General features: G+C 31.9%; 18 protein-coding genes and 1 other annotated feature (1 of these 19 only partly in view). Of the genes, 14 read left to right on the top strand and 4 right to left on the bottom strand.

What is annotated here, in order from left to right:
- Window positions 1-303 (bottom strand) — a binding site (T-box leader) (it extends 8 nt beyond the left edge of the window).
- 180 nt (window positions 304-483) lie between these two features.
- The 7 genes from LQ679_RS11730 to rpsR all read left to right on the top strand — a co-directional run bounded on the left by LQ679_RS11730 (window position 484) and on the right by rpsR (window position 4,864).
- Entirely contained in the window at window positions 484-1,320 is an 837-nt protein-coding gene (locus tag LQ679_RS11730; protein WP_239763080.1) for a ParB/RepB/Spo0J family partition protein, read from the top strand.
- Between the two features lie 12 nt (window positions 1,321-1,332).
- The gene (locus tag LQ679_RS11725; RefSeq protein ID WP_025906205.1) at window positions 1,333-2,217 is read left to right on the top strand and encodes a mechanosensitive ion channel family protein; all 885 of its coding nucleotides are present in this window, start codon (window positions 1,333-1,335) and stop codon (window positions 2,215-2,217) included.
- 23 nt (window positions 2,218-2,240) lie between these two features.
- Window positions 2,241-2,438, top strand: a complete 198-nt coding sequence (locus tag LQ679_RS11720) for a DUF951 domain-containing protein (RefSeq protein ID WP_025906204.1) — start codon at window positions 2,241-2,243, stop codon at window positions 2,436-2,438.
- 3 nt (window positions 2,439-2,441) lie between these two features.
- Window positions 2,442-3,542, top strand: a complete 1,101-nt coding sequence (ychF, locus tag LQ679_RS11715; protein ID WP_239763079.1) for a redox-regulated ATPase YchF — start codon at window positions 2,442-2,444, stop codon at window positions 3,540-3,542.
- Window positions 3,543-3,713: 171 nt separating this feature from the next.
- Window positions 3,714-4,007 (top strand): 30S ribosomal protein S6, encoded by a 294-nt coding sequence (rpsF, locus tag LQ679_RS11710; RefSeq protein ID WP_025906202.1) that lies wholly within the window; start codon window positions 3,714-3,716, stop codon window positions 4,005-4,007.
- A 27-nt stretch (window positions 4,008-4,034) separates the two neighbouring features.
- The gene (gene ssb / locus LQ679_RS11705; protein WP_025906200.1) at window positions 4,035-4,562 is read left to right on the top strand and encodes a single-stranded DNA-binding protein; all 528 of its coding nucleotides are present in this window, start codon (window positions 4,035-4,037) and stop codon (window positions 4,560-4,562) included.
- Between the two features lie 59 nt (window positions 4,563-4,621).
- Window positions 4,622-4,864: a 30S ribosomal protein S18 gene (rpsR, locus tag LQ679_RS11700; protein WP_037589451.1), complete on the top strand. Its 243-nt coding sequence runs from the start codon at window positions 4,622-4,624 to the stop codon at window positions 4,862-4,864.
- Between the two features lie 197 nt (window positions 4,865-5,061).
- On the opposite strand, the gene LQ679_RS11695 is transcribed toward rpsR, so the two are convergent.
- The 4 genes from LQ679_RS11695 to LQ679_RS11680 all read right to left on the bottom strand — a co-directional run bounded on the left by LQ679_RS11695 (window position 5,062) and on the right by LQ679_RS11680 (window position 9,271).
- Window positions 5,062-5,748, bottom strand: a complete 687-nt coding sequence (locus LQ679_RS11695) for a DUF3800 domain-containing protein (protein WP_239763065.1) — start codon at window positions 5,746-5,748, stop codon at window positions 5,062-5,064.
- 185 nt (window positions 5,749-5,933) lie between these two features.
- Window positions 5,934-7,151, bottom strand: coding sequence for a tyrosine-type recombinase/integrase (locus LQ679_RS11690; protein WP_239763063.1), 1,218 nt, complete (start codon window positions 7,149-7,151; stop codon window positions 5,934-5,936).
- 48 nt (window positions 7,152-7,199) lie between these two features.
- Window positions 7,200-8,363, bottom strand: coding sequence for a hypothetical protein (locus tag LQ679_RS11685; protein WP_239763061.1), 1,164 nt, complete (start codon window positions 8,361-8,363; stop codon window positions 7,200-7,202).
- A 209-nt stretch (window positions 8,364-8,572) separates the two neighbouring features.
- Window positions 8,573-9,271, bottom strand: coding sequence for a helix-turn-helix domain-containing protein (locus LQ679_RS11680; protein WP_239763059.1), 699 nt, complete (start codon window positions 9,269-9,271; stop codon window positions 8,573-8,575).
- A 164-nt stretch (window positions 9,272-9,435) separates the two neighbouring features.
- Here LQ679_RS11680 and LQ679_RS11675 point away from each other — a divergent pair, with 164 nt between their 5' ends.
- From LQ679_RS11675 to LQ679_RS11645, 7 genes are all read left to right on the top strand, one after another.
- Complete coding sequence (locus tag LQ679_RS11675) at window positions 9,436-9,657, top strand: helix-turn-helix transcriptional regulator (RefSeq protein ID WP_239763057.1); 222 nt, start codon at window positions 9,436-9,438, stop codon at window positions 9,655-9,657.
- A gap of 3 nt (window positions 9,658-9,660) precedes the next feature.
- Complete coding sequence (locus tag LQ679_RS11670) at window positions 9,661-9,927, top strand: helix-turn-helix domain-containing protein (RefSeq protein WP_239763055.1); 267 nt, start codon at window positions 9,661-9,663, stop codon at window positions 9,925-9,927.
- Between the two features lie 135 nt (window positions 9,928-10,062).
- Window positions 10,063-10,458, top strand: coding sequence for a pathogenicity island protein (locus LQ679_RS11665; protein WP_239763052.1), 396 nt, complete (start codon window positions 10,063-10,065; stop codon window positions 10,456-10,458).
- Window positions 10,459-10,740: a type II toxin-antitoxin system toxin TscT gene (locus tag LQ679_RS11660; RefSeq protein ID WP_239763050.1), complete on the top strand. Its 282-nt coding sequence runs from the start codon at window positions 10,459-10,461 to the stop codon at window positions 10,738-10,740.
- Window positions 10,741-10,742: 2 nt separating this feature from the next.
- Window positions 10,743-10,973 (top strand): hypothetical protein, encoded by a 231-nt coding sequence (locus LQ679_RS11655; RefSeq protein ID WP_239763047.1) that lies wholly within the window; start codon window positions 10,743-10,745, stop codon window positions 10,971-10,973.
- A gap of 37 nt (window positions 10,974-11,010) precedes the next feature.
- Window positions 11,011-11,844 (top strand): DnaD domain-containing protein, encoded by an 834-nt coding sequence (locus LQ679_RS11650; RefSeq protein ID WP_239763045.1) that lies wholly within the window; start codon window positions 11,011-11,013, stop codon window positions 11,842-11,844.
- Between the two features lie 16 nt (window positions 11,845-11,860).
- Window positions 11,861-12,736, top strand: coding sequence for an ATP-binding protein (locus tag LQ679_RS11645; protein WP_239763029.1), 876 nt, complete (start codon window positions 11,861-11,863; stop codon window positions 12,734-12,736).
- The last annotated feature ends 610 nt before the right edge of the window (window positions 12,737-13,346 follow it).

The raw sequence follows: 13,346 nt of genomic DNA, 5'->3' as shown, positions 1-13,346 counted from the left end.
CGAAAGCTTAGCTCGCGGTACCACCTTTGTTCGCAATGACATTACTGACATTACCTCTATAAGTACGAGTCTCCTACAAGAAGATATAATGGCAGTAAAATTGGTGAACAAATTCCAGTACGCCATCATCACTAAAGAGACTTTAATACTGTATCGCTATAACGGGCGATCCCGTTGACACCTCAATATCGATGCCACCACTCCAAGGCCATTTTCAATCTTTCTTTCAATGTTCCCTTTCAGCAAATGGGAACTCTCTGATGATTGCAGTGTAAGATTTACTTTCCTTTTTATCGTGATTTTATTTGTTTTCGTTGTTGATATATTACACAATACTATGCGTATATTTTTTTGTCAACAACTTTTCTGAATATTTTAATTTATCGCTCAACTTTTCTTTTGTGCATATCCCTTTCAAAATTGTTATAATCTAATTTGGATGTTTTACGTGAAACATACGAGAATAAATAACGTGGTGATGAAATGAAAGAAAGAAATCAAGCATTAACAGATAAGATTTCTTATAACCATAGTCATGATAAAATTGTTGAACTTCCTTTAGAAAAATTAAGAAGGAATCCATATCAACCGAGAGATTATTTTGATGAAGAAGCTTTGAGAGATTTAACGCAGTCGATTTCACAACATGGTGTGTTGCAACCTATCGTCGTAAGAGAAACGATAAAAGGTTACGACATCGTTGTAGGTGAAAGAAGATTTAGAGCGAGTCAATTAGCTAACAAAGATTCAGTACCGGCAATCATTAAAAATTTAACCGATGAAGAAATGTTAGAACTTGCTATTATAGAGAATCTTCAACGTGAAAATTTAAAACCTCTAGAAGAAGCAAAGAGTTATGCAACGATGATGGAAGAACTGAACTTAAAACAACAAGACGTTGCAGATAGATTAGGGAAATCAAGATCATACATTGCAAATGTCTTAAGGTTGCTGAAGTTGCCACCAAGTGTAAAAAAACTAATCAACGAAGAAAAAATATCAAGTGCACACGGTAGAACATTACTTGGTTTAGATAAGAAACATCAATTAGATCAAGTGGCTAAAAAAGTTGTAAAAGAACATATGAGTGTTAGAGCATTAGAAGAATATATTAAACAGTTAAATACTCAAGGCCAAGAAAAGAAAAAGAAAACGAAACAACCGAAACCTAATTTCTTAGTCAAACATGAATATCAATTAAAAGAAAAGTTTGGAACGAATATTGATATTTCTAAGACTAAAAAAGCAGGCAAAATTTCTCTTGAATTTAATTCTGAAGATGAATATAAGAGAATATTAGAATTATTGTTAGAAAAATAAGAGGTGTAAAAAGTGAATAAGATTATGAACATCATTCATAAATTGATTGACCCATTTATGGATCCAGAAAATTGGCAAAAGTGGATAGAACAAATATTAATCGGCATATTCTACATTGTATTAGCTTACGTCATTATTAAAGTACTTCATAAAGTGGTAGAGAAATTCTTTACTACGAAATACGGAACTAAGAGGGTAGGGAAGTCTAACAAGCGCGCTAAAACAATGGTTAACTTACTACAAAATGTTATTTCCTATGTCGTATGGTTTATAGTTGCGACAACCATTTTAAGCAATTTAGGCATAAGAGTTGAAAGTATTATTGCTGGTGCCGGTGTTGTAGGGTTAGCAATTGGTTTCGGCGCACAAACCTTAGTAAAAGATGTCATCACAGGCTTCTTTATCATTTTCGAAAATCAATTTGATGTTGGCGATTATGTGAAAATTAATACAACAGGTACCACTGTTGCGGAAGGTACTGTACAATCAATAGGAATGAGATCTACAAGAATATTATCGTTTGCTGGTGATTTAACGATACTTCCTAATGGTACAATGAATGAGATTGTAAACTTCTCAATTCATAACGGTATGGCTATCGTAGAAATTCCTGTATCTATTAAAGAAGATTTAGATGAAGTTGAAAGTAAGTTAAATGAATTTTTACCGACAGTTAAAGAAAGATATGAAATATTCATTAAAGATCCTGAAATTTTAGGTGTAGAAACTGTGACAGCAGGGGAAGCAACAATTAAAATAGCAGGTGAAACAGAACCAAATGAACATGCATCAGGTGCTAGAATCTTGAGAAGAGAAGTGAAATCTTTCTTCGATAAAGAAGGTATTCAAGCGCCAATTCCAACAATGGTTTCTTATAATCCAAATAACATTCAATAATCATCTAATCGGGAGGCAAAAATATGATCAAATCATATGAGTTAAATGATATCGTTGAAATGAAAAAACAACACGCATGTGGGTATAATAGATTTAAAATTATAAGACTCGGTGCAGATGTTAGAATAAAGTGTGAAGAATGTTCTCGTAGTATCATGCTACCAAGACAAGAGTTTAATAAAAAAATTAAAAAAATATTAGTAAAAGGACAAGGTGAATAAAATATGGCATTAACAGCTGGCATAGTAGGATTACCAAACGTAGGTAAATCAACATTATTTAACGCAATTACGAAAGCAGGAGCACTTGCAGCGAACTATCCTTTCGCAACAATCGATCCTAACGTAGGGATTGTAGAAGTACCAGACCATCGTTTACAAGAATTAACGAAATTAGTAAAACCTAAGAAAACTGTACCAACAGCATTCGAATTTACAGATATTGCAGGTATCGTTAAAGGTGCATCTAAAGGTGAAGGATTAGGAAATAAATTCTTATCACATATCCGTGAAGTAGATGCGATTTGCCAAGTCGTACGTGCATTTGTTGATGAAAATGTTACACACGTATCAGGAAAAGTAGATCCAATCGATGATATTGAAGTTATTAATATGGAATTAGTATTAGCTGACTTAGAATCAATAGAAAAACGCTATGAAAGAGTAGCAAAAATGGCAAAACAAAAAGATAAAGATGCCGTAGCTGAAGAAAAAGTATTAGCAAAAATTAAAGAAACTTTAGAAAACAATAACCCAGTAAGAAGTTTAGAATTTACACCAGAAGAAAAAGCAATCGTGAAACATTTAAGCTTACTTACTTCTAAACCAATGTTATATGTAGCAAACGTAGCAGAAGATGAAGTAGCAAGCCCAGAAAATAACGAATTCGTACAAAAAATTGAAGAATACGCAAGTAACGAAGGTTCACAAGTTATCGTGATTTCAGCAAAAATCGAAGAAGAATTAGCAACATTAGATGACGAAGACCGCGAAATGTTCTTAGAAGATTTAGGCGTAGAAGAAGCAGGATTAGACAAATTAATCCGCGCATCATATAACTTATTAGGATTAGCAACATACTTTACAGCAGGTGAACAAGAAGTAAGAGCATGGACATTTAAAGAAGGCATGACAGCACCACAATGTGCCGGAATTATCCATACAGACTTCGAAAGAGGCTTTATAAGAGCAGAAACCGTTAGTTATGACGATTTATTAGCAAATAACGGCATGAACGGTGCTAAAGAAGCGGGTAAAGTAAGATTAGAAGGTAAAGAATACCTAATGAAAGACGGAGACGTTGTACACTTTAGATTTAATGTGTAAGATAAAGGCCAGTAGTGTTTATGCACTATTGGCTTTTTCTTTGATATCAATGAGAAAAAGATTGTAAAAAGTAATACTCTATGCTATAATTCTTGATTGTGAGTAATGAAAATTATTCCTTGCTTAATACTGAGTTATTAGGCCGCATAGACCACAAGGAGGTGTAAATTGATGAGAACATATGAAGTAATGTACGTAGTACGTCCAAATATCGAAGACGAAGCTAGAAAAGCTGTCGTTGAGCGTTTTAAAGGAATCTTATCTTCAAACGGTTCAGAAATCATCGAAGAAAAGGATTGGGGTAAACGTCGTTTAGCTTATGAAATCCAAGACTTCACAGAAGGTTTCTACAACATCGTTAGAGTTAAGTCTGAAAATGACGAAGCTATCAGTGAATTTGATCGTTTAGCAAAAATCTCTGATGATATCATTCGTCACATCGTAGTACGCGAAGAAGAAAAATAATTTAACTTATAAAATGGGGGAGATTAAATGATTAATCGTGTTGTATTAGTCGGTCGATTAACTAAAGATCCGGAATACAGAGTAACACCCTCAGGCGTTCAAGTTGCTACTTTTACTTTAGCTATTAATCGTACTTATACGAACCAGCAAGGTGAAAGAGAAGCTGACTTTATCAACTGTGTTGTATTTAGACGTCCCGCAGAGAATGTAAACAATTACTTATCTAAAGGTAGTCTGGCAGGAGTTGAAGGTCGTCTACAATCTCGTAGCTACGAGAACCAAGAAGGTCGTCGTGTTTATGTAACTGAAGTTGTTTGTGACAGTGTTCAATTCCTTGAACCAAAAGGCGCAAATCAACGTCAATCTGGTAATGATAATCAATCATATAACCAAAATAATAACGAATTCCAAAATTATGGACAAGACTTTGGTGGTAACCAACAACAAGGACAAAAAGCACCTTCAAATCAACAGTCAAATAATCAACAATCAAGTAATCCATTTGCAAACGCTAATGGCCCAATTGATATCAGTGATGATGATTTGCCGTTCTAATAGTTGATTGAAACGAATATAAATTGATAAAGATTTAACGAGAAGGGAGGAACACAATCATGGCAGGTGGACCAAGAAGAGGTGGTCGTCGTCGTAAAAAAGTTTGTTACTTCACAGCAAACGGTATTACACATATCGACTACAAAGATACAGATTTACTTAAAAAGTTTATCTCAGAAAGAGGTAAAATCTTACCACGTCGTGTAACAGGTACTTCAGCAAAATACCAACGTATGCTTACTGTAGCTATCAAACGTGCACGTCACATGGCTTTATTACCATACGTTAAAGAGGAACAATAATATATAACGTATAACAAAACCCTTTAGCAATCAGGCTAGAGGGTTATTTTTGTGTTTATTTTTATGAAAAAAGGGCAAAAAAAGGGCGGTGTGTGATAAAGTTGGTATTTTGGCCATAAAAAAAGAGCCGATATTTCGACCCTACTATGTATTAACCGCTTCAATTTGCTCTATCAAGATGATTAAAAAAGTATTTTTTAAGGTAATTTCGTAATTATTACCTTTTTATTTAAATGTTCGAGTGTATTTTGCTTTGAATGAAAATAGACTTTGTTAGCAACAATATCAGCTGACCTTATCAAAGTTTTTTTATTAGAATCACAAAAATTTAAATCTACGCTATCAATATTTTTGAATAAAGGAGGGAAAAATTTATTAAAACTATAATTAAAAGTTCCACATTTAAATTCTTGTTCTAAGCCTTCTCTTAATTCATATATTCCGTTTGTTGCAGTGGTATGCTCATCACAAAATATATTTAAATTTTTTACTTTGGCAGGAATGATTATCCCGTCTGCAATTAATTGTTGAAATGCTCTTTTTAATCCTATTTTAAATGCATAATCTAAGTATCGTTGTTTGTTCTTTTTATGTTCAAAAATATCCTTATTGATTCTTTTTAAATCAATGACAACACCGAATTTTATGTATCTATTTAAGGATCTAAAAATTTTACCTTTATCCTTGTTTGTTAAAGCAGTGGCTTTCAATTCAGAAGATACATATGTATTATGTTTTCGAATAATATTTTCAACGTTTATATACTTTCTATTTGCATTTTCTTTACTTTCTTTGTCTAAAAAAATTAATCCTCCAAAAACAAAGTATTTTTCATTATACGAATCAAAAACCCCTGATTCATCACTGTAAACAAATATATTCATAATTTTATCCCTCACATATAAAAGAAGAGGACGGAATATCCGTCCTCAATCTCCTTACCGCCGACGACCACACAGGCCGCTTAAACGTTAATTCGGTTAGGTAAGTATACAGCATACGTTTTTATCTGCAAATTCATTTTAACACCTATATTTATCAGAAGCAATAATTTTTGTTTTAGACTAATTCAAACTTTCTCTAACTTATTCATCATATCTTGTGCCATCTTATCTGTAATGTGGGTATATATGGATAGTGTTGTCTTATAATCACTATGTCCTACTCTATCTTGAATGGCTTTTAAGTTTATTCCTAATTGTGCCAATGTAGATATATGAGTGTGTCTCAATGTATGAGTAGTTACACGTTTACTAATAGAACTGATTTCAACCGCTTCAGCAATAATGTTATTAACCTTATTGAGGTCTATTGGACTACCAGCAGTATTAGTAAATATATATCCTCTATCCATAAACTTGTCGTTCCACTGATTTTCTTTCTTGTTATCAAGTATGATTGATTTTAATAACTTAATGCTTTGAGAAGTTAAACCGATCGTTCTATAACTTGCTGATGTTTTAGTTGTTTCTTTTACTCCAAATGCACCTGTTTCATTATCTTTTTTCCATACAATCGTTCCGTCAATTAATAATGTTTTACCCTCAACATCTATATTCTCTGTTTTAATGGCCAACAATTCACCTATACGCATACCATTATTAACTTGAAATTCTACTATTGATTTAACCATTGCATAATTACGTTTACGGCCAGCATGTTTTTTATTCTTAATTAGGTAATCAAAACATTCAAGTAACTCTTTCAACTCATTATCTTCTAAATAATTCTCTCTTTTAGCTTGTAACTCGTCTCTAGTAATTGCTTTTTTGGGTATATCTACTCTATCTAATAGTGAGAGTCCCAATTGGCCATAATACTTATCAATGTATTTAAATACAGAACGTATCCCAATCATTAAAGCTTGTATATGAGAACGTCCCATAGTATCACTTTTAGACCAATTATCGACTATTTCTTGCAAATAAGTATGAGTGATTTTAGAAATGAGAATATCTGATTTAATAGCTTTCTTAACTGTACGGATATTACTTTGCTTCTCTTTTATAGTTGTTTCTTTAGAACCAGAGTGTTTTTGATAATGATTTAGCCACTCATCGCAAGCCTGGTGAAACGTTAAAGTTTTTAATGTATTTGGTGTCTTGTCATTCAACTTCTCTTGAATACGATCATTTAACCGCTTCTGTGCCTCTTTCTGTGATTGTTTGCCATTCCTATTCATTACTACACTTACACGCTTCCATTTATCAGTGAGGGGGTCTTTATACTTTTCATAGAAGCGGTACTGCACAACATCATGTTTGTTAGTAAATTCTTCATACCACATATGTTAACCCTCCTTACAAGAAAACCCCACGATTTGTGAGGTTATAATTTATTCTTCTACGCCATCTTCATCATATTTTGTTACATCACCATCTTCATCTACAATATATGAACCAGCAAGTTCACCATTTTTGGTATAAAATGCAAACCCCCAACTACCGTCTGATTTTTGCTCAGGTTCTTTATAAGTATAAGTACCTGTGTCTAAAGATTCCCCTTCGTAATCTTCAACTAAGTCCATTACATTATCACGAGTAACTTCTTTTTCTTCGCTATCTGAATTTTCTTCTTCTATACTACTATCGTCATCAGCTGATACTATACCATTCCTTATATCCATAATATTGTTATATTCGGTAGTAGAAACCATTTTATTAGTATGCTCATAATGAAAGAATTCAGGACTATTTTTGTTTATATCATCAATAAGCGAATTATATTCAATTTTTGAAATATCTGGTGTTTCAGTAATCATAATTTTAGAATTATTTTTGCGAAATTCTTTATTTGAAAGAATCTTAATATCTTTAGAACTTAAATTATCGTTAAATTCTGATATAAAAGTTCCTAATACTTCTGAGTTATCCATATGATCAAAATCGCTTGGTAGTGCCAATAAATTTGTCACAGATTCATTACCTTTGGTCCCTAATTCTTCGTTTTTCAAATCTGAATCCAAACTGTCATATTCAAAAGATAACGATTCTAATGTCGAAATTGTCGTTAGAAGTGCATCAAACGAAGCTATATCATATGATGTTTCTTTAGCAAGATTGTTCTTCTTAAATTCTTCTAATTCATAAACTCTCTCAGAAAAAAGTCCCATTACTTTATAGGTTTTAGCAGCATTATCTCCAATACTTGTATCAATATCTTTTAAGTTTTTGGTTTTTTCAGTATATCTATCTATTTCTGATTTTATAGTTTGAATTTCTTTTTTTACATCTGAGTTAATAATATCTTCTTCTATTTCATCATCATTTGATGAGTTTTTTCCTGATTCATAACCTTCAAAAAAATCATCGCTAAATTTAGTAATTGATTCACTTAATTTTTTCGTTTCTTTTTTATAGATTTTATTTTGTTCTTCTAATGATAATTTTGCAGAGCTGGCTTTGTTACTTTTCGTTTCGCCCTTACTACTTTCTTCTTTTTGGCCACATGCTCCAAGTACTAATAAAAATGAAAATAGTATGATTAATATCTTTTTCATTCCACATTTCCCCTTTATTCAAATTGTATATGTTTAAACACCTGCAATGGTTCAAATTTCATAACATAGCCATTATGGTAGGTGGATAAGCCAAACTTCATTTTATAGTGTTGGATAACCAGGATTATGTATTTTTCGGTCACCTCAAAGTAATTAGGCTTTTCATCTATCGTGTATTAATACAGTGTTCTATTTAAAGTGACTTTATACTAATCCTCTTTTTCTATAGACTGATTTAACTCCTCATTTAGTTTGTTGAAAATAACTGTTTTATCTTCTTTAGTTAAACTGTCTATGAAAACTTTAACACTCTCAATTGAATGATTCTCGACATCTTTAATTATTTCAGAATTAAGTGACACTGTTTCAAATATAGTGAACGGTAATGAGTTTAGAATTTTAGTTTCAATGTCAAAAACATAAATATATAATTCAAAGATATCTTTTTCTTTTAGTAGAAATTGTTCAACTTTCGATGAGAGAGGTTTATTGATATCTAGAAAACATGTTAGTTCTAAATTTTTATTACCATAGATATTATATGTCTCTGTTATATCCAAGTTATTTACTATTATGTCGTTTTCAAAATCAAACTTGTGACTATCAATTAAAAAAGAACTTATTACTGTGAACTTTGCTAATTCCCCATCGGTTTGAATGGCTAATGACGTGTCTTCAAATATATTTGTTTCTACGTATTCTATATTGATTTTTGAATGAATAAGTAATTGTTCCATTTTTATATCAAAATAATCACAGAGTTTTTCTACAGTGTTATATTTTATTCCATTATTTTGATTTTCGATTAGTTGAATAAGCGTAGGTCTAGTAATACCAGTGTTTTCAATGATTTGAGTTTGATTAACTCCATATTCTTTCATCAATTTTTTCAAAGTACAAAAAATCATCTATACACCTCCTATCATTATTATGTATAAAAACTTTTTAAAAATCAACAAAAAGTAAAGTAAGATATCTTTTTCTTGATAGTTAACTAAACAAATGATAATATAAAGTAAAGTATTTATAAAAAGATACTTTACTTTACTAATGAGAAGGGAGAATATTTTGTATGAAAGTGAAGATTAATAGCTCAAAAGCAAAGAAAGCTTTATTTTTGAAAGGTATGTTAGTTAAAGATTTAGCGCGTGAATTAAATATCTCTACAACATATACAAGTAACTTTTTAAATGGAAAATGCAATGTTAGTCCAAAATTAGCAATTAAAACATCTGAATTGCTAAATATACCTATTGAAGAACTATTTAAAATTTTAGATAAAAAGGAGATGTAATCTATGACAAACGTAAAAACAATACCAACTAAAGAAAACACGGTAACAAATGAAGAACAAATAATATTTAAACCACTATACGCAAAAGCACCGCTTCTGGCCAAAATGTTTGGTATGAGCAGATCTACTGTAGACCGTATTTTGAAGCGCTGGGAAAAGGAGCCTAACGGAATTGATGAAATGTATATATCTGTATCCGAAACACTTAAGTTGGTTGATATAGAGCAGTTTAGAGGTTACTTAAAAACACTTAATAAAAAGTGGATGTAGATCGTTATTCATTATAGTTACAATTACAAATTTTAAGGGTTGTATAGGTGTGAAATACATCATAAATTAGCTGCTAAAATTTATGAAATAGTAATAGGAAAAGTTATATAAAAATAATAAAAAGGAGCAAACGAAATGAATATTAAACAAAGAGAAGAATTATCAAATGTGGTTAGAGATATGGATAAAGTAATTAATCAAAGTGAGGACTTAAGAATAAGCTATAACATTATTACAGCTAATGGAATAACTGAAACACACGTTATTGAGAGGGCTATTGAGGTTTTTAGAATAAAGTTATTCAACATTCAATGTGAATTTAGTTTTAATAGCGAAGAACATCAAATTATAAGTGGTGTCATAGAAATGTTTGAAGCGGTTAGTCAAGAGAAGCAAGATATTTATTTTTATAGTGTGTTAGATCAAAACGGTGAAACTCGACATGCAACAGACCGTAAAGGACATTTGATTGGAATACTCGAGTGGGCACTAGACCAAATAGCTGGAAATATAGACGTGGGGGTTATTTAAATGAAACACAAATTATTTAATATTGAAAACATAAAATTTAACATGGATGTTCTACAAGACAGAATGGAAGATTTAATACAAAGTTCTTATTGGTTAATTGAAGATCGTTTCGATAAGTACAGGCTAGAGAGTAAAGATGAAGTGATAAATCATGGACTAGGTTATGCTGAACAACGCATCAGGTTATGTCAATCAGTTATATTACTTCAAACCTACAAAAAGGAAATGGACGAATGTATTAAAGAACTTGATTCAGAAATAAATAAACTGAAAGAGGTGTAGTAATGAGAAAGACGATATTAATTTGTCTCATTGCTTTATGCGGCTCCACTATGATTTATAAAGGTATAAATACTATAAATGCTATTTATTTTTCAATTTTAATATCAGGCATGTTGTATTATCTATATGCAAATTTATTAGAAATAAAAAAGCCCACCTCTCAAAGTTTGGCGACCGAAGAAGTGGGCAATCACAGTGAAAGTTATTTAAGAAATAACTCACTGAAATCTTAACATAATTAATCAAATACAGAAAGTGAGGGAGTGATGAATGGCACGACCTGGATATTTAAAATTATGGCGTTCTATATTAGATAAGCCAATTTGGAAACAGTCATCAGCTGAACAAAAAGCCATACTTATAACGTTATTAATGATGGCAGACTACGGTGGCAGTAAGTGGGAATTTAAAGGTAAACAATATCAGACTAAACCCGGTCAATTTGTCACTTCATTACCTTCAATAGTAGCTGAATGTGGAAAAGGGGTAACAGTCCAAAATGTTAGAACTGCATTAAAAAGATTTGAAAAACTCAATTTTCTAACAGACGAATCAACAAAGTCTAATAGGCTTATAACCATTATTAATTGGGATATTTACCAATCATCAGATATTGCAATTAACAATCAAACTAACAGACAGCTAACAGACGACCAACAGACAGCTAACAGACAGCTAACATCTAAAGAAGAAGTAAAGAATATAAGAAGTAAAGAAGGTAAGAATATAAATCATCTTCATCATCAAAATGATGTGAGTGATGAAGACTTTAAAAAAATAGTTGATTATTACCAACATGCGATAGGCATGTTGAACGCGACTGACTATAACTATTTATCTCAGGACGTGGATAAATTTGGTAAAGGTATCGTCTGTAAAGCGATACAAGAAGCGGGTAAGAATAGCGCTCAAAAATATAAATATGTCAATTCTATCTTGATTGATTGGGCTAATAACGGAGTTAAGACAAAAGAAGATGCAGAACGGTACTTGATTAAGCGCAAGCACAATTTTAAAAACAAATCGCAAAAGAATGATGAATATTACTCCCCATATCAAGACATGGAATTTAAGACAATTCCTGAGGATTCACTTCCGTTTTAAGTTAGGAGGTTAACGCGTGGAAAAAGTAAAGTATAGGAATGCAGAGAAAGGTTCGCCAGTTATTTATGAATCAGATCCATATATTTGTTCAGGGTGCGGTAGGGAAGTTAGCAATATAAAACATGAGAACGGTTATGAATGGCGTTATAACTGTCACTGCAACTTGAATGAGTTGGCCAAAAGAAATATTAAACAGTTTGAAAAAATCAATCGCGATAAATATTTTAAAAAATCGTTATCATTTGTTCCTAAAAAGTTTCAAACTGTGTCTTTTGAACAGTACAAACCAGAAAATAATCTGAATGCAAGAGCACAAAGAATATGTCAGAGATATGCAAATAATTTTGATATGTATAATCCTCAATCACTTTTTATCTATGGTGATTATGGTACAGGTAAATCAATGTTATCCGCTTCAATCATGAATGAAGTACGCAAGAGTTTCAGAGTGATGTACCTGGATATCAATCAGCTTTTGAATAACATCACAATGAGCTGGAATTCTAATACCTTACTTGCAAAACAGAACTACCAAGAAACAATGTTGCAACTCATAAGAACGGCTGATTTGGTTATTTTTGACGATGTAGGGGCTTCAGCTAACTATAAAACTCAAATGTCGCTATTGTTGACGATTGTTCAATCAAGACTAGGAAAACATAATATTTACACAACAAACCTTACACAAAAGGAATTGTCGGATGATAAAGACTGGGAACGAATATTTTCAAGAATGATGGAGAACACAACGCCAATAGAGATGAGAGGGACTGATAGGCGGAGAAAAGGCAAGTTTAACGATTCTAAAGACAACAAAGATGCAGTGGGAAAGAAACCTGAAACTAATCACCTAAACGGCCTGCCATATGATATTTACGATCCGCCATTTTAAAATAGATTAAAGGCAGTGAAAAGTGGGTGTTATTATAAAATGATTTCCCAAAAAAGAAATGGAATACCCTAAATTTTAAAAATCTAGGGGTATTTTAAGGGGATTAGATACCAAGTAATATAAAAAATGCCGTGAAAAGCAAAACACTTTAAAATGACACGTTTAAATGCAAAATAAATATATGTGATTTTCGATATAAAAAAGTAAATTATTTCAAGGACTAGCAAATTTGTTAGTCCTTTTTTAGGTGTCTGAAATGTTTAAAGTGTTATGTAAATATAATATTATCGGGACTGTTTTCTAAGGTTTGTGGGTGAACGATTCGTTACAGAATAAGGTGTCGGTGAAATACAGATTCCCAAATTGGCTACGTGAATCACGAGGTCATTGATTGGGATTAAACGACATGTTGAAACAAGTAGATAAACTGATGCACCAATTTAGTGAATCTGGTCAAAACTCGAAATTGAGTTCTCAGGATTAGAAAACGCAAATATCCATTTTCTAAGAGGGGGTAACGATTTGTTCAGTCCTTTCGAAGTGAGGGGGTAAATTACCTAGTCATAGAGGTGCGTGTAACACGACCACCTTTAACATAGGGTAGCGTTTC

The organism is Mammaliicoccus sp. I-M35, assembly GCF_022386455.1.
GTDB lineage: Bacteria > Bacillota > Bacilli > Staphylococcales > Staphylococcaceae > Mammaliicoccus > Mammaliicoccus sciuri_A.
This window is presented reverse-complemented; position numbering and strand designations above follow the sequence as displayed.

What these genes read in the sequence shown, in the direction of transcription:
- LQ679_RS11655 (WP_239763047.1), top strand. Translation starts at nt 10,743, where the DNA reads ATGAGAAAGACGATATTAATTTGTCTCATTGCTTTATGCGGCTCCACT.
- LQ679_RS11720 (WP_025906204.1), top strand. Translation starts at nt 2,241, where the DNA reads ATGATCAAATCATATGAGTTAAATGATATCGTTGAAATGAAAAAACAA.
- LQ679_RS11685 (WP_239763061.1), bottom strand. Translation starts at nt 8,363, where the DNA reads ATGAAAAAGATATTAATCATACTATTTTCATTTTTATTAGTACTTGGA.
- LQ679_RS11695 (WP_239763065.1), bottom strand. Translation starts at nt 5,748, where the DNA reads ATGAATATATTTGTTTACAGTGATGAATCAGGGGTTTTTGATTCGTAT.
- rpsF (WP_025906202.1), top strand. Translation starts at nt 3,714, where the DNA reads ATGAGAACATATGAAGTAATGTACGTAGTACGTCCAAATATCGAAGAC.
- LQ679_RS11690 (WP_239763063.1), bottom strand. Translation starts at nt 7,151, where the DNA reads ATGTGGTATGAAGAATTTACTAACAAACATGATGTTGTGCAGTACCGC.
- LQ679_RS11675 (WP_239763057.1), top strand. Translation starts at nt 9,436, where the DNA reads ATGAAAGTGAAGATTAATAGCTCAAAAGCAAAGAAAGCTTTATTTTTG.
- LQ679_RS11665 (WP_239763052.1), top strand. Translation starts at nt 10,063, where the DNA reads ATGAATATTAAACAAAGAGAAGAATTATCAAATGTGGTTAGAGATATG.
- LQ679_RS11730 (WP_239763080.1), top strand. Translation starts at nt 484, where the DNA reads ATGAAAGAAAGAAATCAAGCATTAACAGATAAGATTTCTTATAACCAT.
- LQ679_RS11670 (WP_239763055.1), top strand. Translation starts at nt 9,661, where the DNA reads ATGACAAACGTAAAAACAATACCAACTAAAGAAAACACGGTAACAAAT.
- ssb (WP_025906200.1), top strand. Translation starts at nt 4,035, where the DNA reads ATGATTAATCGTGTTGTATTAGTCGGTCGATTAACTAAAGATCCGGAA.
- LQ679_RS11680 (WP_239763059.1), bottom strand. Translation starts at nt 9,271, where the DNA reads ATGATTTTTTGTACTTTGAAAAAATTGATGAAAGAATATGGAGTTAAT.
- rpsR (WP_037589451.1), top strand. Translation starts at nt 4,622, where the DNA reads ATGGCAGGTGGACCAAGAAGAGGTGGTCGTCGTCGTAAAAAAGTTTGT.
- LQ679_RS11660 (WP_239763050.1), top strand. Translation starts at nt 10,459, where the DNA reads ATGAAACACAAATTATTTAATATTGAAAACATAAAATTTAACATGGAT.
- ychF (WP_239763079.1), top strand. Translation starts at nt 2,442, where the DNA reads ATGGCATTAACAGCTGGCATAGTAGGATTACCAAACGTAGGTAAATCA.
- LQ679_RS11650 (WP_239763045.1), top strand. Translation starts at nt 11,011, where the DNA reads ATGGCACGACCTGGATATTTAAAATTATGGCGTTCTATATTAGATAAG.